General features: G+C 49.5%; 17 protein-coding genes, 2 tRNA genes and 3 rRNA genes. 14 read left to right on the top strand and 8 right to left on the bottom strand.

Going from position 1 to position 24407, the window contains the following annotated elements; translation table 11 throughout:
- The first annotated feature begins 461 nt into the window (after nucleotides 1-461).
- The 6 genes from ACOMG9_RS23755 (at nucleotide 462) to ACOMG9_RS23730 (ending at nucleotide 7160) form a co-directional block, all read left to right on the top strand.
- A 16S ribosomal RNA gene (locus ACOMG9_RS23755) occupies nucleotides 462-2016 on the top strand.
- A gap of 141 nt (nucleotides 2017-2157) precedes the next feature.
- A tRNA-Ile gene (locus tag ACOMG9_RS23750) sits at nucleotides 2158-2234 on the top strand.
- Between the two features lie 17 nt (nucleotides 2235-2251).
- Nucleotides 2252-2327 (top strand) — tRNA-Ala (locus tag ACOMG9_RS23745).
- A gap of 331 nt (nucleotides 2328-2658) precedes the next feature.
- Nucleotides 2659-5751: ribosomal RNA gene (locus ACOMG9_RS23740) — 23S ribosomal RNA — on the top strand.
- Between the two features lie 209 nt (nucleotides 5752-5960).
- Nucleotides 5961-6076, top strand: a 5S ribosomal RNA gene (gene rrf / locus ACOMG9_RS23735).
- Together the 16S, 23S and 5S rRNA genes with 2 tRNA genes alongside form the textbook arrangement of a ribosomal RNA operon.
- A gap of 271 nt (nucleotides 6077-6347) precedes the next feature.
- A complete protein-coding gene (locus tag ACOMG9_RS23730; protein ID WP_317144287.1) occupies nucleotides 6348-7160 on the top strand; it encodes a formate/nitrite transporter family protein in 813 nt (270 codons plus the stop codon).
- 100 nt (nucleotides 7161-7260) lie between these two features.
- Here ACOMG9_RS23730 and ACOMG9_RS23725 read toward each other — a convergent pair whose 3' ends face one another.
- Complete coding sequence (locus tag ACOMG9_RS23725; protein ID WP_494529529.1) at nucleotides 7261-7698, bottom strand: hypothetical protein; 438 nt, start codon at nucleotides 7696-7698, stop codon at nucleotides 7261-7263.
- 387 nt (nucleotides 7699-8085) lie between these two features.
- On the bottom strand, nucleotides 8086-9165 hold the full coding sequence (locus ACOMG9_RS23720; protein ID WP_494529528.1) for an IS4 family transposase: 1080 nt from the start codon (nucleotides 9163-9165) through the stop codon (nucleotides 8086-8088).
- 55 nt (nucleotides 9166-9220) lie between these two features.
- Here ACOMG9_RS23720 and ACOMG9_RS23715 point away from each other — a divergent pair, with 55 nt between their 5' ends.
- A complete protein-coding gene (locus ACOMG9_RS23715) occupies nucleotides 9221-9430 on the top strand; it encodes a hypothetical protein (protein ID WP_494529527.1) in 210 nt (69 codons plus the stop codon).
- A 43-nt stretch (nucleotides 9431-9473) separates the two neighbouring features.
- On the opposite strand, the gene tnpC is transcribed toward ACOMG9_RS23715, so the two are convergent.
- The 3 genes from tnpC to tnpA are packed head-to-tail and all read right to left on the bottom strand — an operon-like array spanning nucleotide 9474 to nucleotide 11917.
- A complete protein-coding gene (gene tnpC, locus ACOMG9_RS23710; RefSeq protein WP_448215655.1) occupies nucleotides 9474-11189 on the bottom strand; it encodes an IS66 family transposase in 1716 nt (571 codons plus the stop codon).
- A gap of 36 nt (nucleotides 11190-11225) precedes the next feature.
- Entirely contained in the window at nucleotides 11226-11594 is a 369-nt protein-coding gene (gene tnpB / locus ACOMG9_RS23705; protein WP_448215654.1) for an IS66 family insertion sequence element accessory protein TnpB, read from the bottom strand.
- A complete protein-coding gene (gene tnpA / locus ACOMG9_RS23700) occupies nucleotides 11591-11917 on the bottom strand; it encodes an IS66 family insertion sequence element accessory protein TnpA (protein WP_448215653.1) in 327 nt (108 codons plus the stop codon). The genes tnpB and tnpA overlap by 4 nt, the downstream gene beginning before the upstream one ends.
- An 83-nt stretch (nucleotides 11918-12000) precedes the next feature.
- On the opposite strand from tnpA, the gene ACOMG9_RS23695 reads away from it, so the two are divergent.
- Complete coding sequence (locus tag ACOMG9_RS23695; RefSeq protein WP_494529526.1) at nucleotides 12001-12783, top strand: transposase; 783 nt, start codon at nucleotides 12001-12003, stop codon at nucleotides 12781-12783.
- A gap of 315 nt (nucleotides 12784-13098) precedes the next feature.
- Here the strand turns inward: ACOMG9_RS23695 and cueR are convergent, their stop codons facing one another.
- The 3 genes from cueR to ACOMG9_RS23680 form a co-directional block, all read right to left on the bottom strand.
- Nucleotides 13099-13512: a Cu(I)-responsive transcriptional regulator gene (gene cueR / locus ACOMG9_RS23690; RefSeq protein WP_422135896.1), complete on the bottom strand. Its 414-nt coding sequence runs from the start codon at nucleotides 13510-13512 to the stop codon at nucleotides 13099-13101.
- The gene (locus ACOMG9_RS23685) at nucleotides 13509-15968 is read right to left on the bottom strand and encodes a heavy metal translocating P-type ATPase (protein WP_494529525.1); all 2460 of its coding nucleotides are present in this window, start codon (nucleotides 15966-15968) and stop codon (nucleotides 13509-13511) included. The genes cueR and ACOMG9_RS23685 overlap by 4 nt, the downstream gene beginning before the upstream one ends.
- Nucleotides 15969-16314: 346 nt before the next feature.
- Nucleotides 16315-16902: an acyloxyacyl hydrolase gene (locus ACOMG9_RS23680; RefSeq protein WP_422135893.1), complete on the bottom strand. Its 588-nt coding sequence runs from the start codon at nucleotides 16900-16902 to the stop codon at nucleotides 16315-16317.
- Nucleotides 16903-17459: 557 nt separating this feature from the next.
- On the opposite strand from ACOMG9_RS23680, the gene gspC reads away from it, so the two are divergent.
- From gspC to gspH, 6 genes are all read left to right on the top strand, one after another.
- Nucleotides 17460-18356, top strand: a complete 897-nt coding sequence (gene gspC / locus ACOMG9_RS23675; protein WP_494529524.1) for a type II secretion system protein GspC — start codon at nucleotides 17460-17462, stop codon at nucleotides 18354-18356.
- A complete protein-coding gene (gene gspD / locus ACOMG9_RS23670; protein WP_422412749.1) occupies nucleotides 18353-20554 on the top strand; it encodes a type II secretion system secretin GspD in 2202 nt (733 codons plus the stop codon). The genes gspC and gspD overlap by 4 nt, the downstream gene beginning before the upstream one ends.
- Nucleotides 20529-22067 (top strand): type II secretion system ATPase GspE, encoded by a 1539-nt coding sequence (gene gspE / locus ACOMG9_RS23665; RefSeq protein ID WP_422135890.1) that lies wholly within the window; start codon nucleotides 20529-20531, stop codon nucleotides 22065-22067. The genes gspD and gspE overlap by 26 nt, the downstream gene beginning before the upstream one ends.
- Nucleotides 22067-23290 (top strand): type II secretion system inner membrane protein GspF, encoded by a 1224-nt coding sequence (gene gspF / locus ACOMG9_RS23660; protein WP_448218708.1) that lies wholly within the window; start codon nucleotides 22067-22069, stop codon nucleotides 23288-23290. Before gspE ends, gspF begins: the two co-directional genes overlap by 1 nt.
- A gap of 92 nt (nucleotides 23291-23382) precedes the next feature.
- Nucleotides 23383-23823 carry a type II secretion system major pseudopilin GspG gene (gspG, locus tag ACOMG9_RS23655; RefSeq protein WP_448218709.1) on the top strand — a complete coding sequence of 147 codons (441 nt, stop codon included), beginning with the start codon at nucleotides 23383-23385 and terminating at the stop codon, nucleotides 23821-23823.
- On the top strand, nucleotides 23823-24407 hold the full coding sequence (gene gspH / locus ACOMG9_RS23650) for a type II secretion system minor pseudopilin GspH (RefSeq protein WP_448218710.1): 585 nt from the start codon (nucleotides 23823-23825) through the stop codon (nucleotides 24405-24407). Before gspG ends, gspH begins: the two co-directional genes overlap by 1 nt.

Here is a 24407-nt window from a genome sequence, read left to right as displayed (position 1 = left end):
TACTTATCAGGCGCAATATTCCATTACTGGCAGACGGCATTGCAATCAATAAAATATTGGTTGACAGTCTGGTTTGGCGGTGTAGAATGCGCCGCCGCTGAACAGGAAAAACAACACTGATTAATCATAAGTGTTTGTCAGTTTAGCGGTTTGGAAAGCCACTTTGACTCCTTGGCAAAGACAAGGCTTGACAACAAAAACGGTCGCGGTAAGATAGCGGCCTCGCTGAACAGCGCTGACCGCTGAATCAGCCGGTTAAAACCTTCTTGTTTTAATCCAGTTCTTTAACAAATTATCAGACAATTCGTGTGGGCGCTTGTGCGAATGGCATCGGTCAGCAGAGCTTTGCTCTGAAATGATTTAAATGCTGATCAAGCAAGCGAACATACCTGTAATTCATGTACGTTTAATTGCAAATGATTGAGCAGCGGACTGTTTTCGGACAGGAAGCAAAACGATTTAAACTGAAGAGTTTGATCATGGCTCAGATTGAACGCTGGCGGCAGGCCTAACACATGCAAGTCGAGCGGTAACAGAACTAGCTTGCTAGTTGCTGACGAGCGGCGGACGGGTGCGTAACACGTAGGAATCTGCCCGGTAGTGGGGGATAGCCCGGAGAAATCCGGATTAATACCGCATACGCCCTAAGGGGGAAAGCAGGGGCCCCGTTCTTTTTTAAAGAGCGGACCTTGCGCTATCGGATGAGCCTGCGTCGGATTAGCTGGTTGGTGGGGTAAAGGCCTACCAAGGCGACGATCCGTAGCTGGTCTGAGAGGATGATCAGCCACACTGGGACTGAGACACGGCCCAGACTCCTACGGGAGGCAGCAGTGGGGAATATTGCACAATGGGCGCAAGCCTGATGCAGCCATGCCGCGTGTGTGAAGAAGGCCCTAGGGTTGTAAAGCACTTTCAGCGAGGAGGAAAGGTTCAAGGTTAATACCCTTGAGCTGTGACGTTACTCGCAGAAGAAGCACCGGCTAACTCCGTGCCAGCAGCCGCGGTAATACGGAGGGTGCGAGCGTTAATCGGAATTACTGGGCGTAAAGCGTGCGTAGGCGGCTTGTTAAGTTGGATGTGAAAGCCCCGGGCTCAACCTGGGAACGGCACCCAAAACTGGCAAGCTAGAGTGCGGAAGAGGAGTGTGGAATTTCCTGTGTAGCGGTGAAATGCGTAGATATAGGAAGGAACACCAGTGGCGAAGGCGACACTCTGGTCTGACACTGACGCTGAGGTACGAAAGCGTGGGGAGCAAACAGGATTAGATACCCTGGTAGTCCACGCCGTAAACGATGTCTACTAGTCGTCGGGGATCTTGCATTTCTGGTGACGCAGCTAACGCGATAAGTAGACCGCCTGGGGAGTACGGCCGCAAGGTTAAAACTCAAATGAATTGACGGGGGCCCGCACAAGCGGTGGAGCATGTGGTTTAATTCGAAGCAACGCGAAGAACCTTACCTGGCCTTGACATCCTGCGAACCTTTTAGAGATAGAGGGGTGCCTTCGGGAACGCAGTGACAGGTGCTGCATGGCTGTCGTCAGCTCGTGTCGTGAGATGTTGGGTTAAGTCCCGCAACGAGCGCAACCCTTATCCTCAGTTACCAGCACTTCGGGTGGGCACTCTGGGGAGACTGCCGGTGACAAACCGGAGGAAGGTGGGGACGACGTCAAGTCATCATGGCCCTTACGGCCAGGGCTACACACGTGCTACAATGGTGCATACAGACGGTTGCCAAGCCGCGAGGTGGAGCTAATCTGAGAAAGTGCATCGTAGTCCGGATTGGAGTCTGCAACTCGACTCCATGAAGTCGGAATCGCTAGTAATCGTGAATCAGAATGTCACGGTGAATACGTTCCCGGGCCTTGTACACACCGCCCGTCACACCATGGGAGTGGGTTGCTCCAGAAGTAGCTAGCTTAACCTTCGGGAGAGCGGTTACCACGGAGTGATTCATGACTGGGGTGAAGTCGTAACAAGGTAGCCCTAGGGGAACCTGGGGCTGGATCACCTCCTTAAACGACGACCGACCTTCCATAAGCGTTCACACGAATTGTTTGATAACACCAACGACGAAAGTCGTCTGGTGTTGTTTTGTTCTTTAAAAAAGTGTGTTTAATGAATCGGTTGTTTTAGCATTGCGCTGAACCAGCAGGATTGGGTCTGTAGCTCAGTTGGTTAGAGCGCACCCCTGATAAGGGTGAGGTCGGCAGTTCGAGTCTGCCCAGACCCACCAATCATGATTCGGAATATGGGGCTATAGCTCAGCTGGGAGAGCGCCTGCTTTGCACGCAGGAGGTCAGCGGTTCGATCCCGCTTAGCTCCACCATTAATCCGAACGACTCATTCATTAAGCGTATTTTGCTTCATTGTCCCCTTCTTTAACAGAAAGCGGACAATGCGATCTTTAACAATGTGGAATCCAAACTTAAATTAAGCTGAGTTGATTTAAAAGACGTGAGTCTTTTAATGAAATTCTTGCTGAGACACTCTCAAGTGTAGGGCGTTCAGTTGTCAGTGGTCAGTTAACAGTGGCCAGTGATGAACTGAAGATCGTTAAGGTAGTTATTGCCTATAACCATCAGTTGCCACGAATCGACTGACCACTGGTCACCGACAACTGACAACTGAGATCTCGAAGAGATCGCTTTGGGTTATATGGTCAAGTGACTAAGCGTACACGGTGGATGCCTTGGCAGTCAGAGGCGATGAAGGACGTGGTAATCTGCGAAAAGTCTTGGGGAGCCGATAAACAGGCGTTGATCCAGGAATGTCCGAATGGGGAAACCCACTCACACAAGTGAGTATCCTTTACCTGAATACATAGGGTTTAGGAGGCGAACCCGGGGAACTGAAACATCTAAGTACCCGGAGGAAAAGAAATCAACCGAGATTCCCCCAGTAGCGGCGAGCGAACGGGGAGCAGCCCTTAAGCAATTTTTGGTCTAGTGGAAGGCTCTGGAAAGTGCCGCCATAGTGGGTGATAGCCCCGTACGCGAAAAGCCAGTGATTGTGAAATCGAGTAGGACGGCACACGTGAAATGTTGTCTGAACATGGGGGGACCATCCTCCAAGGCTAAATACTCCTGACTGACCGATAGTGAACCAGTACCGTGAGGGAAAGGCGAAAAGAACCCCGTTGAGGGGAGTGAAACAGAACCTGAAACCGTGTACGTACAAGCAGTGGGAGTCAGTGGTCAGTTGTCAGTTGTCAGTTGCCAGTAGGCAAGCGACAGCAGATGACTGATTACCAGGTCGTCAAGTTGGAAAATACGGGCAGATTTGCAGAGGTGTTGAAATTGACGCTGAACAAAACTGACCACCGACAACTGACAACTGGCCACTGATGACTGCGTACCTTTTGTATAATGGGTCAGCGACTTATTTTCTGTGGCAAGGTTAACCGTATAGGGAAGCCGTAGCGAAAGCGAGTCTTAACAGGGCGTCCAGTCGCAGTGAATAGACCCGAAACCGGGCGATCTATCCATGAGCAGGTTGAAGATCAGGTAACACTGATTGGAGGACCGAACCCACTGTCGTTGAAAAGCCAGGGGATGACTTGTGGATAGGAGTGAAAGGCTAATCAAGCCCGGAGATAGCTGGTTCTCCTCGAAAGCTATTTAGGTAGCGCCTCGTGTCTCACCATCGGGGGTAGAGCACTGTTTGGGCTAGGGGGCCATCCCGGCTTACCAACCCCATGCAAACTCCGAATACCGATGAGTGCAATCACGGGAGACACACGGCGGGTGCTAACGTCCGTCGTGGAAAGGGAAACAACCCAGACCGTCAGCTAAGGTCCCAAAGTAATAGTTAAGTGGGAAACGATGTGAGAAGGCCCAGACAGCCAGGAGGTTGGCTTAGAAGCAGCCACCCTTTAAAGAAAGCGTAATAGCTCACTGGTCGAGTCGGCTCGCGCGGAAGATGTAACGGGGCTCAAACTATTCACCGAAGCTACGGGGTTCAGTGGTCAGTTTTCAGTGGTCAGTTGTCAGTATGAGTAGACTGACAACCGACCACTGAAAACTGACCACTGCAACCGGTAGAGGAGCGTTCTGTAAGCCGTAGAAGGTCAACCGGGAGGTGGGCTGGAGGTATCAGAAGTGCGAATGCTGACATGAGTAACGATAAAGGGAGTGAGAGGCTCCCTCGCCGGAAGACCAAGGGTTCCTGCGCAACGCTAATCGGCGCAGGGTGAGTCGGCCCCTAAGGTGAGGTCGAAAGACGTAATCGATGGGAAACAGGTTAATATTCCTGTACCCCTTTTGACTGCGATGGAGTGACGGAGAAGGCTAGGCCAGCAGGGCGATGGTTGTCCCTGTTTAAGGTCGTAGGCTGTGGACTCAGGAAAATCCGGGTCCACAAAGCCGAGAACTGATGACGAACCCACCAAGGTGGGGAAGTGGTTGATGCCAGGCTTCCAGGAAAACCTTCTAAGCATCAGGTCAAAAGGGACCGTACCCGAAACCGACACAGGTGGTCAGGTAGAGAATACCAAGGCGCTTGAGAGAACCTGGGTGAAGGAACTAGGCAAAATGGCACCGTAACTTCGGGAGAAGGTGCGCCCCTTTTGGTGACCGGACTTGCTCCGTAAGCTGAAGGGGGTCGAAGATACCAGGTGGCTGCGACTGTTTATTAAAAACACAGCACTGTGCTAACACGTAAGTGGACGTATACGGTGTGACGCCTGCCCGGTGCCGGAAGGTTAATTGATGCTGTTATCGCAAGAGAAGCGGTTGATCGAAGCCCCGGTAAACGGCGGCCGTAACTATAACGGTCCTAAGGTAGCGAAATTCCTTGTCGGGTAAGTTCCGACCTGCACGAATGGCGTAACGATGGCCACGCTGTCTCCACCCAGGACTCAGTGAAATTGAAATCGCTGTTAAGATGCAGTGTATCCGCGGCTAGACGGAAAGACCCCGTGAACCTTTACTACAGCTTCACAGTGGATCTTGATGTTGCTTGTGTAGGATAGGTGGGAGGCTTTGAAGTGTGGACGCCAGTCTGCATGGAGCCAACCTTGAAATACCACCCTGGCAATATTGAGGTTCTAACCCAGGTCCTTTACCAGGATCGGGGACATTGTGTGGTGGGTAGTTTGACTGGGGCGGTCTCCTCCCAAAGAGTAACGGAGGAGCACGAAGGTTGGCTAAGCACGGTCGGACATCGTGCGGTTAGTGTAATGGTACAAGCCAGCTTGACTGCGAGAGGTACATCTCGAGCAGGTACGAAAGTAGGTCATAGTGATCCGGTGGTTCTGAATGGAAGGGCCATCGCTCAACGGATAAAAGGTACTCCGGGGATAACAGGCTGATACCGCCCAAGAGTTCACATCGACGGCGGTGTTTGGCACCTCGATGTCGGCTCATCACATCCTGGGGCTGAAGCCGGTCCCAAGGGTATGGCTGTTCGCCATTTAAAGTGGTACGCGAGCTGGGTTTAGAACGTCGTGAGACAGTTCGGTCCCTATCTGCCGTGGACGTTGGAAGTTTGAGGAGAGCTGCTCCTAGTACGAGAGGACCGGAGTGGACGAACCACTGGTGTTCGGGTTGTGTCGCCAGACGCATTGCCCGGTAGCTAAGTTCGGACGGGATAACCGCTGAAAGCATCTAAGCGGGAAGCCCCCTTCAAGATGAGACTTCCCTGGCCGCAAGGCCCATAAGAGACGTTGAAGACTACGACGTTGATAGGCGGGATGTGTAAGCGTTGTGAGGCGTTGAGCTAACCCGTACTAATGACTCGAGAGGCTTGACCATATAACGCCAAAGCGATTTGCGCAGTGAAGCTGCCAGCAAAAGCTGGAAGCCTGAAGCTGGAAGCCGTACACAGTGAACGAGAGTGTTGAGCAAGAATAGAGAGATAGCTTAAAAGAGATTTGGATTCCAGAGCCTTAGTTTTCGAGAAACAGCTTCAAGCCTCCAGCTTAAAGCTTCCAGCTCGAGAGCCAACGGCTCGACCAGTTTTGCCTGGTGACCATAGAGTGTTGGAACCACCCGATCCCATCCCGAACTCGGAAGTGAAACGACACATCGCCGATGGTAGTGTGGGGCTTCCCCATGTGAGAGTAGGTCATCGCCAGGCATTGAATAAAGCAGAACCCCGGTTGAGAGATTGACCGGGGTTTTTGTTTAATCGTATCCCATTACTCTCAAAACTTTTTCCTTCTTTGGTGCATGTTCACACAAAATGCACCGATTCACTTCTTTCCCATCAACTATTTTCTTCAGGTACTTGCCATCCTGTAAATAGTTAACTTATTAAAAATCAAATTGTTAAGTGATAAATCAAAAGACAGGCATCTTTTTTGCTGTGCAGGACTCGACGAATAATAAAATTAGCGAGATGGAATTATATGGCTTATATCGAACCCGATCAGTTTGTCAAAAAAATGGTGGACTCCGGTGAGTCAAAGATCTTTATGTCAACCAAAGATACTTTTATTCGAGCCTTCATGGCAGGAGCTATTCTGGGATTGGCGGCTATCTTTGCCATTACAGTGACTATCAATACTGGCTCACCGCTGATCGGAGCTCTGTTGTTCCCGATTGGTTTTATCATGTTGTATCTCATGAAATTTGACTTGTTGACCGGCGTCTTCACCCTGGTTCCTCTGGCGTTAATTGATAAACGACCCGGTGTGGATATGCGAGGGCTTCTCAGGAATTGGGGTCTGGTATTTCTAGGGAATTTTGCCGGAGCACTGACTACTGCTTTCTTTGTGTCGTTTATTTTGACCTATGGCTACAGCATTGATGGTGGAGCCATAGCTGCGAAAGTCTCCGCCATTGGTGAGTCGAGAACATTGGGCTATCAGGAGCATGGTCTTGCAGGTTGGTTAACGATTTTTGTTCGGGGAATGCTCTGTAACTGGATGGTATCAATGGGGGTTGTCGGCGCCATGATCTCAACGTCTGCAGGTGCAAAGATGGTGGCCATGTGGATGCCTATTATGCTGTTTTTCTTCATGGGCTTCGAGCACTCTATTGTCAATATGTTCCTTTTTCCCTTCTCAATGATCATGGGTGGTGAGTTTACTGTGATGGATTACCTGATCTGGAATGAACTGCCTACCGCTCTGGGGAATCTGGTAGGAGGTTTCCTTTTGGTTGGCCTGCCACTTTATTTGACCCATGTAAGAACCAGCCCGGAGCGAGGACTGGCTTAACGTATCAGAGTGACTGCCTCTCTTACATAAAGAGGTAGTCACAAAAGTTGTCTTGAGAAAAAAGAAAAGAACGGAAGGAATTTTACGTGGTGGCTCAGGTTTATTGCCGGGGCTCTGTAACCGCAACGCTCTCAAGAAAATCCATGATAGTCTGAACATCCTCCAGTTCACCCTCCTCATTCCAGAGCACTGCGATGGAACCTGCCCGGAAGCTCACCCTGACAGCGGAAGCAGGTAATTTGGAGAGCTTTTCAGAGTCGACTCTGGTGTTTTCAGACCAGCGTCCATCGGCTTTTTCCAGAACGATAAGGGGATCATTATCTTCAGTCAAAGACACAGTGGAATACTCAAGCCATGGGCTCTGCTCGATAATGGCAGATTTAGGTAAAAGGTCTTTGTCTTTGATTTCCCGACAGGTAAAGCCAGACAAGATGGCTTTGTTTCTAAGCTTCATACGACGCCTGTCTGACTTAGAAGGCAGGAGCCACATGAAGTTACCAATAATAACCAGAGCAATGAGTGCGATTATCCAGATCATGTCATTATTCTACTGTAGCGTTTTTCTTCTAGTTGCCATGAAAAGCATTTGGATTTTTCGGTTACAGGTTTGATAACCCAATACTAATGCCCATAGCAAATGTCTATGGGCAGGGATAGTACCATAAGGAATTAAAATAAGTTACTGACCAGCAGCAGGACTGATTTGCACCTATGATCAGTAAGTCCTAACTGTGTTCTGTATCACTGACTGAGGCGATTAAAGCAGATTCAGGAGCTTGATAATAGATTGATGTCTCTAAAATTACTCCAGCTGTGAGCCCTATCAGCGGATCTGATTCATTATCCGGATTAAAGTAAAAAAAGTAAGGATATCGTTGAACTTTATAAAAAAATAATAATCTAAGGGTTATACTTAAGGTAGACATTAAGCCCCACCCACAGCACAAAGACCTAATCTTGTACGCCCTGAACAACCATCTCGTGCAGGGTGTTCACGTTTCGCATTATCTGCCCAGAAGTTGAGCAGCTTCCTTGTATGTGAGAGCAGAGACTTTCCTGCATTCATAAGGGATAAAATGACATTACCAAACAGTCGGGTTCCACTTTTCATCGCCTTATGCGTCGAGATTTCTTCAATGGCTCCACTTTCATAGAGGTTCGCCTGTGCAGCATGGGCAAGATACCTTTTCAACGTCACAACCACGAAGGACATCAGAATCAGGCTAAACACCAGTGTCGCTGATTTAGTGTTAAAACGATGCCACCCTGAATAGGACTTGATCTCTTTGAAGATAAGCTCTATTTGCCATCGTAGACGATAGGCCTGAAGTACTTCATTCAGGGTGAACTCAACCCGGTTAAGGTTGCTTACAACGAATACCCATTTCAGTTTCCTGTCATTCCAGCGGACAACCAAACGATATGGCCAGGCTTTGAATCCTGGCCATTCTACATCCAGGTCGAGGCATTGATCTTTAGGGAAGCCAGACAACACTTCCTTAAGTTTTTTCCCTTTGTAGCGATTCAGATTTTTGCCATCCTCCCGTACTGCGCTGAGTATCGTCGGGTTGATACTCTGAGGTGCCTTGCAGATAAAAGAACCTTCCCGATCATCAATGGCAGCAAAGCGTTCCAACTCAAAATAACCGGCATCGATCAGCATCAGGATATTAGCCATGGAGGTTGGCAGTGGTGGCAGACAGTCTCTTTCTGAACGGGTATCTTCAGTGAGCTGCACGCGCACCAGATTGTTGGTAAGAAGATCCATTGTCGTATGAAGTTCTACAGCAGCAGGACTGACCGTTGAGAACCTGCCGGGAAATGTTTCCTTTAGGGCATTGTAGACAGCCTGCGATGAGCCGTCATGAATCAGAATGTGCTCGAACTCTGAAAATGGACTGTCCTCATCAAACGCCATGACTTTGCGGGTAAAGACTTCCAGACACTGCACCCATAGCCAGAGGACAAGGCAAAAAAAAAGACACCCATAAATTTGCTTTACCATCCACCTAGTCTACTTTTTCACCCATCACTGATTTTTTACCCAGACAGGTGAGTCCATGGCACAGGCCCGTAATACTCTAGTTGATCCCAGCTCAACGCCTTATTACCACTGCACGGCAAGATGTGTTCGTCAGGCTTACCTCTGTGGAGAGAACCACCTGACTGGCAAGAACTATGAGCATCGCCGCCAATGGGTGGTGGATAAACTCCGGGAACTGGTTTCAGTCTTTGCTATCGAAGTCTGCGCTTACGCTGTCATGTCGTAAGCGCCAAATAAACCAGCGTACTGGCTGCCGCCCCCAAGATTTCTTATTCTTTGCCTGTCTTAACATTCCAGGGGAGAAGCTGTTCCAGTTTCTCAACGGTATCGGCGTAAGGCAGCTCTTTTAAAATATGGTTCAGGTAATTGAAAGGCTCCAGACCATTCACCTTTGCGCTTTCAATCAGGCTGTATAAAAGGGCACTGGCTTGCGCCCCTTTTGGCGTGTCTGCAAACATCCAGTTCTTGCGGCCAATAGCGAAGGGGCGGATGGTGTTTTCCGCTGCGGCATTACTGATATCCAGGTGGCCGTTGTCACAGTAAACGACCAGTTTTGGCCATTGGTTCAATGCATAGCTCATGGCTTGGTGCGACAGGCTGCCCGGGTCTAGCCTGGTTATGTTTTTCTCCAGCCATACATGAAAGTCGTCCAGTAGTGGCTTACTCTTTTGCTGACGCAGGATGGCTTTTTCTGATGGAGGAAGATCTCCTATTTCTTTCTCAATGGCGTAAAGCTTACCGATTTTGCCTAAAGCGACATTCGCCTTGCTAACGCGGGTGTTTTTCACCTTTTTGCCCGGTTTGGCTTCGCCCTTCCTGGCATCCAGAAATTTCCTGCGAACGTGGTCGAAGCAACCCGCCTGGGTGATGCCTTCTTGTTTGCATACAGCGTCGTAACTGGCATACCCGTCAGTTTGCAGGTAACCGCTGAACCCTTCGAACAGACGCAGGGGAACCTCCTTGCCTCTTGAGGGATCGTATTCAAACACCACCGATGTTTGTCCGGGTGGCCCACCAAGGCTGACCCACATATATTTGTCAGAGTTGATGGACTTGCTGGTTTCCTTGATCACCTGAATTCGGGTTTCGTCAGCATGGATCACCGAACCGGTCTTTTGATGATCTCTCATCAAATTGATGAGTGGCCGCAGTTCTGTAGACAGCCGAATCAAAGAGTTGGCCATCGTCGTCCGGGTGACAGAGCCACCGTATCGCTTGAGGATATTCTCTTGCCTGTACAAAGGCAGTGCGTCGCAGTACTTGGAGACAATGATCCAGGCCAGTGTGCAAACAGAGAGTGAAGATTTGGGCAGTGGGTGTTTTGGCAGCTCTGCAACTTTAATGACCCGCTTCTCCTGTCCATGCTCATCGACTTCTGGAAAGACTGCTTTCTCTTGCAGAATTTCTTTCACCTGAACCTTGGTCGGAACGATATCAAGCTCTTCACGGACTTTGACAAAGAAGGTATCAATGGCTCCGGCTTTTTCTTCTTCACTGAGTTCAGAGCGTTCCTGCACTCTGGGCAGAGACTCTGAAAATGACTTGCGCCCTGTTTTCTTTTTGCGTGGTTTTGGAGGCTCTTGCTCTGGCTGACCTTCAGCTTCGTCTTGCTCTCCGGTGCAGCCTTCCAGCTCCACCTCGTTGAAAATGTCGACCTGGCTGTTGTTTTTTTCAGTGCTTCTTCCGTACAGGCGGGATCGGGAGAGCCTCAGGTACTCTTCCAGTTGCGCAATGCGTTTTTTTTGAGAATCGATGACCTCTGACTTCTTTTGAATAATGTCGTCTTTTTCAAGAAGGGCATTTTCTTTTTCAAGAAGGGCATTTTCTTTTTCAAGAAGGGCATTTTCTTTTTCAAGAATGACACTTTCCTGCGAATGGATCGCCTCAAACAAGGCGACCATTTCAGGGTTAGTCTCAGCCTGATGAAAGGGCAAATCCAGTGCGGATTTCGGCTGAAAAATCAGAGTGTCGGCGGTCGATTTCATGGTCGCTATTTTACCATAAAACCCTGAAAAACAGGACTAAAAACAGCTCTCATAATGCCTTTTTTTATGGGGTTGCATGGCATTGAGATTGTAGCCGTCCAGCAGCCAGTTTAATTGTTTCCCGGTTAATGTAACCAGCTCTTCGTCCGGTTTGGGCCAGTGGAATTTGTCCTCAGACAGGCTCTTGTAATAAAGCACAAAACCATTATCTTCCCAGAACAGGCACTTGATTTTATTACGCTGCCGGTTGGTAAACGCATATAAATAGCCGTCAAAGGGGTTGTGCCCCAGCTCTTGTTCAACCAACACAGCAAGCCCACGAAATGACTTGCGAAAGTCAATCGGCTCCCGGTAGAGAAACACCTTTGGTAATACCTCTGACGGTCGCATAACCGGGGTGTTCATAGCATATCCCTCACCAGTTGCTCACAAAGCGACAGGTTACTTTCATCAATACCGGACACTGTTACACCACTGGGTAGGGTGATGGAGAGTGGTGTTATCCGAGAAGGCGCACCAGGTTCTGGTTGGGGTGTTACCTGGACAAAGCCAGAGTTGTTCGGGGTCGGTTTTACGCTGGGGGTTGTGTCGAGTTTACGCTTCCAGTATCCGAATTTGGATACCCTTATACCATGCTGTTGGCACCACGCACTCTGAGTCAAACCTGAATCCCGCCACGACTGAACACGCTCTAGCCATTCACTGTCTGCGGGTAATTTCTTTGACATATTGGCCTCCTTATATCGGGAGGCTAATCATTTCAAATGGGGTTTTGATTCTGAAGGGCGTGGGTTTATTTGGCGTTTACGTCATGTCAAATCATTATCACGTGGTTTTGCACATCAATCAGTCATCTGCCAGAGGCTGGTCACGGGACGAAGTGCTTCACCGTTGGACGACCTTGTTTACAGGCCCACTTCTGGTGCAAAGGCATTTGGCTGCTGACAAACTGGGCAGCGCTGAATTGGCCCGTATTGATGAATATGCTGAGGAATACCGGCGTCGTTTAACGGATATCAGCTGGTTTATGCGTTGTCTGAATGAATACCTTGCTCGTGAGGCCAATAAAGAAGACGAGTGTAAAGGACGCTTTTGGGAAGGTCGCTTTAAAAGCCAGGCACTGCTGGACGAAGCAGCGTTACTGACCTGCATGACCTACGTTGACTTGAATCCGATTCGGGCTGGAAAGGTAGAAACACCGGAAGAATCAGACTACACGTCGATTCAGGAACGCGTAGAGCAGGTTACAGATTCTGAGACTAAAAATCAGCCGCTGACCCTGAAACCTTTTTGTTTGCAGGGCCAGAATACGGACGTTGCCCTTCCCTACCTTCTTCATGACTATCTGGAACTGGTTGACTGGAGCGGTCGCATTGTCAGAACAGACAAGAAAGGTTCCATCCCGTCATGCACCCCTCCTATTCTTGAAAGATTGGAAATTGATCCGGATGAGTGGCTGAAAACCATGCAATGGAATAATCGTTTTTATCGGGCAGTTGGCCGTCTGAAGGCGATGAAGGCTTATGCACTTGAAGCCGGACAGAAGTGGCTTCGAGGTTTAAACGCCTGCAGTCGTTTGTATCTGACAAGTTAGCTTAGAAGTCAGTTAAGAAATTAAACACTTTCTCTTTATCCCTCCTCGACTTTAAGTCGGAATAAGTTTGTGTCGTCTGAATCATGGACTGAGCAGCCTCTGTTCGTCGAACGCTCATGTGTGGCTCGCTGATAGGCTATTCGAAGATAGGTTTTCAGATCCTTTTTTGGGAATGCAGTTTTTAAATGTCTTATTTATTTAATGGGTGCCCTATTTTTTTTTCTATTTTTTTTATGGGTGTCTTATTTTTTTTCTATTTTTTTTTCTATTTTTTTTATGGGTGTCTTATTTTTTTTTTTTTTTTATTTTTTTATCTTATTTTTTATCAGGATCCGATTCCATTCCCCTAGCCAGCCGTTCAATGATAGGGCAGTCCGGCATATTGTCTCCATGACAGCATTGGGCGAGCTGTTGCAGGCTGTCACGAATCACCTGCAGTTGACTGATCTTAGCCTCGACATCGACTAATTTTTTCAGGGCCAGTGATTTTACATCAGCACTTTTACGATGTTTGTCGTTATACAGATCCAGAAGGTCCGAGCACTCTTTCAGAGTAAAGCCCAGCTCTCTGGCGCGGCTAATAAAAGACAGTTCTCGTATGTGTGATTCATTATAATCACGGTAACCGTTATTGAGACGATGGGCAGGTGAAATCAGGTTCAGACTTTCATAGTAACGAATGGTTTTGGCGGTCAGTCCAGTGGCCTGCGCTGCTTTGGAAATATTCATGATTCAGGCTCCCTAGCAGTTGGCTTGAAGCGTCTCAGACGATTGGCGTTGCTGACCACTGTGACCGATGACAGAGCCATGGCTGCTCCTGCAACAACAGGATTAAGCAGCATTCCTGTGAAAGGGTATAGCACTCCGGCAGCAATCGGGATACCGAGAGAATTGTAAACAAAGGCGCCAAACAGATTCTGTTTAATGTTTCCCAGAGTTGCCCTGGACAGCTCGACGGCGTCGGCCAGTCCATGGAGTGAAGAGCGAATCAGGGTGATATCTGCCGATTCAATGGCAACATCAGTCCCTGTGCCTATGGCAAAGCCAACGTCAGCACGGGCAAGGGCCGGGGCGTCGTTTATACCGTCACCTGTCATACCGACCTTGTGCCCTTTTTCCTGCAACTGCCTGACATAGCGCTCCTTGTCTTCAGGCAGAGTTTCGGCTCTAAAGTCATCAATGCCCACCTGTTGAGCAACAGCGGCGGCAGTCAGCTTGTTATCACCGGTCACCATCAAGACCCTGATGCCCAGTTTATGGAGTCTTTCGATAGCTGCTTTGGAGTCTTTTCTTATCGGGTCGGCGACCGCTATCAGTCCCGCCAGTTGATGATCCACAGCCAGATACATGGGGGTTTTACCCTGATTGGCCAGTGACTCTGATGTGGATGCCAGAAGCGTGACATCAATGCCATTGGCAGCCATAAGCTTTTCATTACCCAGCAGCACAGACTTTTCTTGAACACACCCGCTCACTCCTTGCCCTGTGACTGCATGAAAATCGGATACGGGTGAAAGTGACAACGATTGCTGTCTGACAGAATTGACAATAGCGTCAGCCAGGGGATGCTCCGATGCACTCTCAATGCTGGCGGCAATCTGCAGAATTCTGTTTTTTTCTTCCTCAGTGTCTGCCGTGATGCTGATTCGTTCGGTCACTCTGGGATCGCCTTCGGTGATAGTGCCTGTTTTATCCAGCACTATGGTGGTCAATTGACTGGCCTGCTGCAAAGAGTCTCCCTTGCGAATCAGCATTCCCAGCTCAGCGGCCTTGCCAACACCGGCCATGACAGACATAGGAGTAGCCAGACCCAAAGCGCAGGGGCAGGCAATAATCAGAACCGTGGTGACTACCACCAGTGCGTGCGCTAATACCGGCGCAGGCCCGAAAAAGAGCCAGACAGTGGCTGCCAGAACAGCAATGACTATCACAACGGGTACAAATACAGATGAGATCTGATCTGCCATCCGGGCAATGGGGATTTTTGAACTCTGGGCTTTTTTCACCAGGGCAATGATATGGGCCAGAGCGGTTTCACTGCCCACCTTTTCTGCCCTGAACAGCAAGCTGCCATTTTTATTCAGGGTGCCTGCTGAAACTGCGTCGTCTGGTGTTTTTTTCACAGCCAGTGGTTCGCCTGTGAGCATAGACTCGTCCACGAGACTGCTGCCTTCAACGACAATGCCGTCTACCGCGATATTCTCGCCGGGTCTGACTCTGACGATGTCGCCTTTTAAAACCTGGTCTGTGGGGATATCTATTTCCTGTCCATTGCGTACGACTCTGGCCGTTTTGGCCTGAAGCCCCAGCAGACGCTTAATCGCCTGACTGGTTTTGCCTTTGGCTCTTAACTCCAGAGCATGGCCCAGATTGATAAGACCAATGATCATGGCACTGGCTTCAAAGTAAACATGGCGAGCGGCAGACGGTAGAAGGTGAGGAAACAATACGACGACCATAGAGTAAAGCCAGGCTATGCCTGTGCCTATGGCAATCAGGGTATCCATATTGGTGTTGCCATGCTTCAGAGCTTTCCACATGCCGGTAAAGTAGTGTTTACCTGAGAACACCAGAACAAAAAGAGTGGCAAGGCCAACAATCCCCCAGGCGAGTTGCTGAAAGGGCGTGTTTATGCTCATTTCGCCGGTGACGACACCCCAGATCATCAGGGGAATGCCCAGACTCAGAGCAATGGCGGTATGTTTTAGCAGGTGGCGATACTGTTTTTTGTCTTCCTCTTCCTGTTTCAGCTGAAGATCACTGTCAGGTGTCAGCACGGTGCCGGGATAACCGGCATGTTCCAATGCCTGCAGAATGACGCCAATTTCAGATTGCCCCTGAACAGAGCAGGTTTTATCGGCCAGATTGACCGATGCACTCTCAACACCCGGAATCTTTAGAAGAGCCGACTCGATTTTGCTGACGCAGGAGGCACAGTGAATAGTCGGTATAGAAAATTGTCGTTCAGAGTCGCAGGGTATCACTCGCGCTTCAAATCCGGCTTTTTTCAGGGCTGAAATCAGAGAGGACGCTTCAGCACTGCCTTTGACCATAGCCGTTTTGTCTGCAAAGTTAACACTGGCTTCATTCACGCCAGTCACTCCTTTCAGGGCCTTTTCAATTTTGCCGACACAACCGGCACAGTTGACTCCGGAGAGGGCCAGCTGAATCTGTAGAGATTTCATGGTGTTTCTCCACGAGATTGATTTAGAGGGAAACTGTGTACAGGATAACCCTTACCCTGACTGGAAGGTAAAGAGGTGGTAGAGAAGATATGCCATAATCCGCAGCTAACATCTACACAACCGCTTACCGCTACGCCGAGCTCAAAGAGCTGACTGCCCGGGAACTGGATTCATCCTAAATTCTGGTGCTTCTCGAAGTTTTGCAATGATGCTCGCTGGCTCTGCTATGCTGATCAGCGCAACGACAACATGGGGTAAGATTATGTCGGTTGAGTCGAGACTGGAAAAACTGGAAGAGCAACACAGACGGTCAGCAAAACGCCCGACAACTGCCGGGCATTTAATTTCAAAAATGATAAGCAAGCGAAAACTGGACAACATTCAAATCCATATTGGGCCGTTTGATATAGGCATTGGAGTAGTGAAGCAACTTGGCGCCCAGGTCAAAACTTTTTTCGGAACCCAGAAGAACCCCGGCACCCAGCATGGTTTCAAACTGTAAATGAGTGCTTTTTTCTAAAGGCTGGTCGCCTTTGTAACGGATCTGGGTGTCGCTGATCCAGCCAACGCCCAGACCTGCATCGAAGTAATACCGTCCTCTGGGACTCTTGAATTGCCATACCGGAGTCACGAAAATGCCATGGATATCATCGTCACCTTTCGAGCTGTGGGAGGGTCTGGCATCGAGTTTATTGTCCCAATAAGAAACCGAGGTATCGAGAAGAAAGCGATCATTCCATTCTGAATGTTCGAGAAGTCCTTCGTCACTTAAATGCCATCTGAGTGCCAGACGAGTGTCCTTAACCTCTATTTTACTGGAAAGATCCGGCCCGTAGCTGAAATGAATACTTTCGGGTTGTGCGACTACCGACGTTGAAAAAACAGATAGCACCAAAGGTACTGCCGACAGAAAGGCTGTGTTATTGAATTTCATGATCCTTATGCTCTTGTTTTATTTATTGAGCCCGCTACCAGAGTTTGCTGCGCAATATTCTTGACGCCAAGTGGGAGGGGGCTTCCTACTAACTTACACTAAGGAGTCAGCCAATAAGACCAGATTTTTGCAACCTTGTTCTTTTTCAGCAAAGCCAGGTTGATATGCAGGCTGTTATCTCACACAGTTCTGGGCTTTTTATGACTCAAAAAATGAAGGGACCGATGAAGTATCAGATGATGAAGCTGAGTTTGGTTATTACCATTCGAACTAAAAGAGGCGATCTGTTGGCTTCACGAGAGTGTAACAGTGAACCATTACCATCAAATCGGTCGATTTGATCTGGATCAAGATCAGGGCCGTTTTGCTGTAGCCTCTATGCACTGAAGGATGAAGAATAATTCGTTGTTTTTATAAGTATTTACACGTATGGTGAATTTTTTGTACCTATGTACCACTATATGTACCACTGTTAGTGGCAATTGGGAAAACAAGAATTTTAATGCCGACTTAATCTGCATTGGACTGATAAACGAATTAGATGAATAAGTTGTACCATGTCACCAAGCCTGCTCAACAGACTGAAAGCCTTTGGCCCTCTGTCCTCGCCTGACTTGAACATTGCCAGTGTGTTATCACAGACTGGGGTGCGGCGACTGATTATTGGCTGTGAAGTGCTGCTGGTGATTCTTCTGACTCAACAGCTGGCTCGTCTTACCTGGCAACTCATGGAGGGTTCTGGCAGCGCCAGGATTCAGTCGTGGCAACCTCAATCGACAGTGGTAAATCGTCGCCAATCGGAACAGGATGCCTACCCCGCACTGAATGATTTCCATCTGTTTGGTCAGGAGCCTGTCAAGCTGACACAAACGGATAACCCTGGTATTGACCCCAACGCTGTTCCCAAATCCCGCCTCTCTGCAAAAGTCACCGGTATTGTTGCCAGTTCAGTTCCTGCTGATTCCGTTGCGGTGATTCGTTCCAGTGGCCGTGATCGCACTTATCGAATCGGTGAAAAGCTTCAGGGCTCCAATGCGGAAGTGAAAGATATTTATGAGGATCGGGTGATTGTATCGAACCGGGGCAAGCTCGAAGCACTTTTGCTTTACCCCGATGAAGCGGATCGAAAAGTAGAAAAAAGAGACAGTGGTCGTCTGATAGAAATTCGTCAGCAACTGATCTCTGATCCGGACTCTTTTACGGATTTTTTTCATATCACCGAGGCTCAGAAGGATGGTCAGCTGGTCGGGTATCAGATAACCCCTGGCAAGTTTACTGACGTTTTTCGTGAGTCAGGCCTGAAGCCTGATGATATAGCCCTGTCCATTAACGGATATGACCTGAGTGACAGCAACGATACCATGAAGCTGCTGCAGGAAATCAAGCAGCTCACCCAGCTATCGATGACCATTGAACGGGGTGGTCGTCTCTATGAAATAGAAGTCAAACTATGAGTGTTAGAGGAAAGACAGGGTTATTAGTATTACTCCCTGAATTGCTTAGCGGGGCCATTGCCCGGAAATGTGTGAACCAGAATGCCGTGAGACGGCTGCGCAGACAGATCTGCTCAATGATGGCAGGACTCATACTGGTTTCAGCGTCTGCTTTTGCCAGTCAGGCTTCAGCTGACTATCAGCGTTATTCTGCCAGTTTTGAAAAGGCCGATATTGCTGAATTTGCCAGTACGGTCAGTGCCACTCTGAACAAAACCATTATTCTGGACCCCGCTGTTCGTGGCTCTGTAACGGTGCGTTCCTATGACAAGCTCAATGCTGAACAGTACTATCAGCTCTTTTTGAACGTTCTGGAAGTTCATGGTTTTGCCGTTATTGAACAAGAGAATAATGTTCTGAAAATTGTTCAGGACAAGAACGCAAAAATGTCGTCTATTGCGCTGGCCGACCGGCAAAACACGGGTCAGGGTGATGAGTTCGTTACCTGGGTGCTTCCGGTTCAGAATGTGCCGGTGAGAGAACTGTCTCCGTTATTGCGCCAGCTCAATGATACTGCAGGCAATGTGGTTCATTACGATCCCTCCAATATTCTTCTGCTGACTGGCCGTGCAGCTAATGTGAAGCGTCTGGTTGAAATTGTCAGACGAGTAGATATGGCCGGCAACCGAAACTTCTCTGTTATCCAGCTCGAGTACGCTTCTGCTTCAGAAATGCAGCGAATTCTCACTTCCCTGCTGCAGGAAAAAGGTGGTAAGGGCGGCGCGTCCCAGGTGACCGTGGTTGCTGATGATCGTAGCAACCGCCTGATTGTTGCCGGTCAGGCAAGACAACTGCAAAAAGTGAATCGTATTGTCTACCAGCTGGATGCCGAACAGGAATCCTCCGGTAATACCCGTGTCTTCTATTTGAGGTATGCCAAGGCGGAAGAACTGAAAGAAGTCATGGAAGGTGTCGGGCAAACGGTTCAGGCAGAAAAAGACAGCGGTAAAACAGTTGTTCGTAATAACCAGAAATTCAGCATCAACGTTCATGAGCAAACCAACGCTCTGGTGGTCACCGCTCAGCCAGACATTATGAAAAGTCTGGAAAGTGTCATCAAGCAGCTTGATATCCGTCGTGCCCAGGTTCTGGTCGAAGCCATTATCGTTGAGGTAGCCGATGGTGATGGCATTAACCTCTCCTTCCAGCTGGCCAATGCTAACAACGGCAGCATGATGCAGTTTAATGATGGCCGAACGGTACCGATTGGCGAGATCATGGCCGGTTTGAAAGAGGCAGAGGACGTGCCGGGCTCAACGGTCATCGGTGAAAATGGCACCACTATTAACCCTGATCAGCCGGGCGATTACACCAGATTATATGATGCTTTGGCCGGTGTTTCCGGTGCTGCATTCAGTATCACATCCGGCGACTGGACAGCCCTTTTGCAGGCTGTTACCAGCTCAACAAAATCCAATGTTCTGGCGACTCCCAGCCTGATGACGCTGGATAACGAAGAATCTTCTTTCATAGTGGGTGACGAAGTTCCTGTTATCACCGGTTCCGCCTCCAGTTCAAACAACGATAATCCTTTCCAGACTGTAGAGCGTAAGGAAGTAGGTGTGAAGATGACCGTCAAGCCCCAGATCAATGAAGGGGATTCGGTGATGCTGGATATTACTCAGGAAGTGTCTGGTGTTAATGGTACGACTTCCGTCGATGTCACTTTCTCCAAGCGTGAAGTGAAAACATCCATCATGGCCCGCAGTGGTGACACCATTGTTATTGGCGGACTGCTGGACGAAGACGTGCAGGAAAGTGTTTCCAAAGTGCCACTGCTGGGTGACATTCCCTACCTGGGGGCGCTCTTCCGCTCCACCTCCAGCGAGGTGAAAAAGCGTAACCTGATGGTCTTCCTGAGACCTACCATCATTCGTGACGATAACATCCTGACCAGTATCAGCGGTAAGAAATACAGCTATATGCGTGCCCGCCAGCTAGATCGTCGTGATCAGGGCGTTGAGTTGATGCCTGATGCGAGAACTCCGGTCCTGCCTGAATACCCTTCTAACTCCGATCTGATGAACAGAGCGCGCCAGAAACTGGATGAAGCCGATCGGAAAGAAAAAGAGAAAGAAAAAAACGACAGGGAAGACGATGACAAGGTAGCCAGTAAACAGTCGGAGAAGAACGATGCTGAGTCCGGCGATAACAGTTGATCAGGAAACCGAAGTCCTTGCTCAAGGTACTCCTGCGGGTGTTCTTGAACTGCCCTTTGCCTTTGCCCGTAACTTCGGTGTTCTGCTGGAACAAGAGCCGCAGGGCAGCCCCTGCCTGTACGTCAATGGCCAACCATCCAGAGCAGCCATTGCCGAAGTTCGTCGATTTGTTGCGGGTCCGATAGATATTAAATCACTGTCCGAGGGTGAGTTTGAAGCACGACTGTCGGCTTATTATCAAAAAGACTCATCGGCTGCCCGACAGCTGATGAACGATATCGGCAATGATGAAGGTCTTCACTCTCTGGCAGAGGAATTACCCGACAGCGAAGATCTTTTAGATGCCGATGATGGTGCCCCGATCATTCGCATGATCAACGCCATGTTAGGTGAGGCGATCAAGGAAGGGGCTTCCGATATTCATATCGAAACCTTCGAAAACTGCCTGGTCATTCGCTTCCGCGTCGATGGTGTATTGAGAGAAATCCTTCGACCCCAGCGTAAGCTGGCGGCATTGCTGGTATCCCGTATCAAGGTTATGGCCAAACTGGATATTGCTGAGAAGCGGGTGCCTCAGGACGGTCGTATTTCTCTGCGACTGGGTGGCCGTGCCGTTGATGTCCGGGTATCGACACTGCCTTCCCGTCATGGCGAGCGAATCGTATTGCGTTTGCTGGATCGCAACAGTGTCCGTATGGATATGTCCAGCTTAGGCATGACGCCTGATATTCATCAGCACATCCGTGAGGCTTTGCATAAACCTCACGGCATTCTTCTGGTCACAGGTCCGACCGGTTCTGGTAAGAGTACGACACTGTACGCTGGTCTCACAGAAATCAATGACACAGAGCGCAATATTCTCACCGTTGAAGATCCTGTGGAATACGATCTCGAAGGTGTGGGTCAGACACAGGTCAACCCCAAGGTCGATATGACCTTTGCCCGGGGTCTGCGTGCCATCCTGCGTCAGGACCCTGATGTGGTGATGGTGGGTGAGATTCGTGATCTCGAAACCGCAGAAATTTCTATTCAGGCCTCCCTTACCGGTCACCTGGTATTGAGTACCCTGCACACCAATACGGCTATCGGTGCTGTCACACGCCTGAGAGATATGGGCATTGAGCCTTTCCTGCTGTCATCCAGTTTGCTGGGCGTTCTGGCCCAGCGTCTGGTTCGTACCCTCTGTCCTTCCTGCAAAGTAGCCAGAGAGCCAACGCCTCATGAGCGAAAGCTGATAGGAATGGACGACTCTGACAGCAGACCCGTTCACGAAGCCAGCCCTGAAGGTTGTTCCGAGTGTCATGGCGGTGGCTATAAAGGTCGAACCGGCATTCATGAGCTGTTTCTGGTCAGCGATGAAGTTCGTAGAATGATTCATGAGGGTGCCGGTGAACAGGCTCTGGAAGACGTGATTCGCAGGACCAGCCCCAGTATCCAGAAAGATGGCTTCCGTAAAGTTCTTGCGGGTATGACTTCCATTGAAGAAGTACTGCGGGTGACCAGGGAGGAATAATGGGCGTATTTGCTTACGAAGCCCTGGATAAAAAGGGTAAAAAACGCAAAGGGGTACTTGAGGCTGATTCTGCCCGCCAGCTCCGTCAGCAGTTGCGCTCCGAAGGTCTGGCTCCGGTGACCATTAATGAATCTGAGCAAAAGAGCAGTGGTGAACGTGCGTCGTTTACTCTGTTCGAGAAAAAAGCCAGCCCGGCTGAAGTCGCCATGCTGACTCGTCAGCTGGCCACTCTGGTTGCGGCTGCCATTCCTCTGGAAGAGTGTCTTCAGGCCTTGTCTCGTCAGGTTCAGAAATCCCATCTGAAAGCTATGATCACCACCGTCAGAGCCAAGGTACTGGAAGGCCGGACGCTGGCTGAAAGTCTGGCGATTTACCCGAAAACCTTCGACACACTGTATTGCTCAATGGTGGCGGCCGGTGAAAAGTCCGGTCATCTGGATACGGTTCTGGAGCGGCTGGCAGATTATACCGAACAGCGTCAGCTGATCCGGGGTAAGCTGATTCAGGCCATGATCTATCCCGCTATTCTCACCATAGTAGCGGTCTCGGTCATCGCCATTTTGCTGGCAACCGTGGTACCCACCGTGGTGGAACAGTTTGCGGATCTCGGGCAGGACCTGCCAGCCATGACTCGTGCCTTGATTGCCATGAGTGACTTTGTTCGGGATTACGGCTTCGGTGTACTGGCTGGCCTTGTCGTTCTGTTATTCATGCGGCAACGTCTGCTGGTTAATCCCGAGCGGAGACTGACCCACGACCGATGGCTGTTGAAAATGCCCGTTATGGGTGAAGTGGGTGCCGGTGTTGATACTTCCCGTTTTGCCCGGACATTGAGTATTCTCAGCAGCAGTTCAGTGCCCCTTCTGGAGGGTATGAGAATCTCGGCAGAAGTCATGTCCAACTCTTTTATCCGGAAATCACTTGAACAGGCTTCGGAGCGGGTGAGGGAAGGTTCCAGCCTCTGGATGGCGCTGGATCAGACACAACTGTTTCCACCCATGATGCTTCATATCATTGCCAGTGGTGAAAAATCGGGTGCGCTGGAACAGATGCTGGTTCGAGCAGCGGACAGTCAGGATCGACAGTTTGAAAACCAGGTGAATATTGCCTTGGGTGTTTTTGGCCCTTTGCTGATTGTCTCCATGGCGGGCATGGTTCTGTTTATTGTGATGGCGATTCTGACCCCGATGCTGGATCTTAACTCACTGGTATCAGGTGGTTAACAGTCAGTATGGGGTTTTCAGTAAAGAGCTTTTCAGAAGAGAATATGAGCCTGACACAGATCGGGCCATGTGACATTAGGAGTGAATGACCAATGACTACGAAAAAGGCACATCGACAACAACAGCGGGGTTTTACCCTGATCGAGATCATGGTGGTGATCGTGATTCTCGGTGTCCTGGCCAGCATGGTGGCCCCGAATGTTCTGGGTAACAAAGAAAAGGCAGACCAGCAGAAAGCTGTCAGTGACTTAGTGACGCTGGAAAACGCACTGGATATGTACAAGCTGGACAATAATCACTTCCCATCGACTCAGCAGGGTTTGAATGCTCTGGTAGAACAGCCTTCCGGCAGCCCTCAACCCAGGAATTACCGTGACAACGGCTACATCCGTCGTCTACCCCAAGACCCATGGGGTAATGACTATCTGATGCAGTCTCCCGGTGAATTTGGTGATATCGATATCTTCTCTGCCGGTCCTGATGGCCAGGCGGGCTCTGAGGATGACATCGGCAACTGGAACATGAATTCCTGATGAAAAGTGCCGGTTTCACCTTGCTTGAAATCATGCTGGTTCTGGTACTGCTGGGCATTGCTACCGCTGTCGTATTGCCCACTCTGGAACCGGCTGACAGTTCCGCACGTTTAAAAACGGCTGCGGATCGATTTGCTGCTCTGGTGAAAACTGGCCACGAAAAGTCATTGCTCAAAGGTAAAGACCTTGGGGTCAGGTTTACCGACAACGGCTATCAGTTTATGGAGTGGCACGGAGACAAATGGCAGTTAATGCAAAATGACCGATTGCTCACAGAGAAAGAGCTTTCAGAAGCCATCAATCTGGATTTTATGCCGGGTGAGCTGATCTGGCAGGCTGCTCTGGATGCTGAAGAGCAGCAGGATAGTGACTCGTTTTTTACTGACTCAGGGCTGTTTGAAAACGAAGCCAGCAAGAAAAAGCCTGAACTCTATATCTGGTCCAGCGGTGACCTGACCCCGGCGGAAGTGCGGTTCCAGTCAGCCAGCGACATTCGTCGTTTTTTTAGTGTCATAATCACGGAAACCGGAGAAGTAACCGTGGTCAGTGCAGATGAGTACGACAAGACAGGTGGCCGGGGCTGA

The organism is Endozoicomonas sp. PH6C (assembly GCF_059322965.1).
The sequence above is the reverse complement of the archived record's forward strand: the minus strand, read 5'-3'. Positions and strand labels throughout refer to the sequence as shown.

Excerpts from the sequence above, each read along its gene's own strand:
- ACOMG9_RS23730 (WP_317144287.1), top strand. The coding sequence starts at position 6,348 with ATGGCTTATATCGAACCCGATCAGTTTGTCAAAAAAATGGTGGACTCC.
- ACOMG9_RS23725 (WP_494529529.1), bottom strand. The coding sequence starts at position 7,698 with ATGATCTGGATAATCGCACTCATTGCTCTGGTTATTATTGGTAACTTC.
- ACOMG9_RS23720 (WP_494529528.1), bottom strand. The coding sequence starts at position 9,165 with ATGGTAAAGCAAATTTATGGGTGTCTTTTTTTTTGCCTTGTCCTCTGG.
- ACOMG9_RS23715 (WP_494529527.1), top strand. The coding sequence starts at position 9,221 with ATGGCACAGGCCCGTAATACTCTAGTTGATCCCAGCTCAACGCCTTAT.
- tnpC (WP_448215655.1), bottom strand. The coding sequence starts at position 11,189 with ATGAAATCGACCGCCGACACTCTGATTTTTCAGCCGAAATCCGCACTG.
- tnpB (WP_448215654.1), bottom strand. The coding sequence starts at position 11,594 with ATGAACACCCCGGTTATGCGACCGTCAGAGGTATTACCAAAGGTGTTT.
- tnpA (WP_448215653.1), bottom strand. The coding sequence starts at position 11,917 with ATGTCAAAGAAATTACCCGCAGACAGTGAATGGCTAGAGCGTGTTCAG.
- ACOMG9_RS23695 (WP_494529526.1), top strand. The coding sequence starts at position 12,001 with ATGTCAAATCATTATCACGTGGTTTTGCACATCAATCAGTCATCTGCC.
- cueR (WP_422135896.1), bottom strand. The coding sequence starts at position 13,512 with ATGAATATTTCCAAAGCAGCGCAGGCCACTGGACTGACCGCCAAAACC.
- ACOMG9_RS23685 (WP_494529525.1), bottom strand. The coding sequence starts at position 15,968 with ATGAAATCTCTACAGATTCAGCTGGCCCTCTCCGGAGTCAACTGTGCC.
- ACOMG9_RS23680 (WP_422135893.1), bottom strand. The coding sequence starts at position 16,902 with ATGAAATTCAATAACACAGCCTTTCTGTCGGCAGTACCTTTGGTGCTA.
- gspC (WP_494529524.1), top strand. The coding sequence starts at position 17,460 with ATGTCACCAAGCCTGCTCAACAGACTGAAAGCCTTTGGCCCTCTGTCC.
- gspD (WP_422412749.1), top strand. The coding sequence starts at position 18,353 with ATGAGTGTTAGAGGAAAGACAGGGTTATTAGTATTACTCCCTGAATTG.
- gspE (WP_422135890.1), top strand. The coding sequence starts at position 20,529 with ATGCTGAGTCCGGCGATAACAGTTGATCAGGAAACCGAAGTCCTTGCT.
- gspF (WP_448218708.1), top strand. The coding sequence starts at position 22,067 with ATGGGCGTATTTGCTTACGAAGCCCTGGATAAAAAGGGTAAAAAACGC.
- gspG (WP_448218709.1), top strand. The coding sequence starts at position 23,383 with ATGACTACGAAAAAGGCACATCGACAACAACAGCGGGGTTTTACCCTG.
- gspH (WP_448218710.1), top strand. The coding sequence starts at position 23,823 with ATGAAAAGTGCCGGTTTCACCTTGCTTGAAATCATGCTGGTTCTGGTA.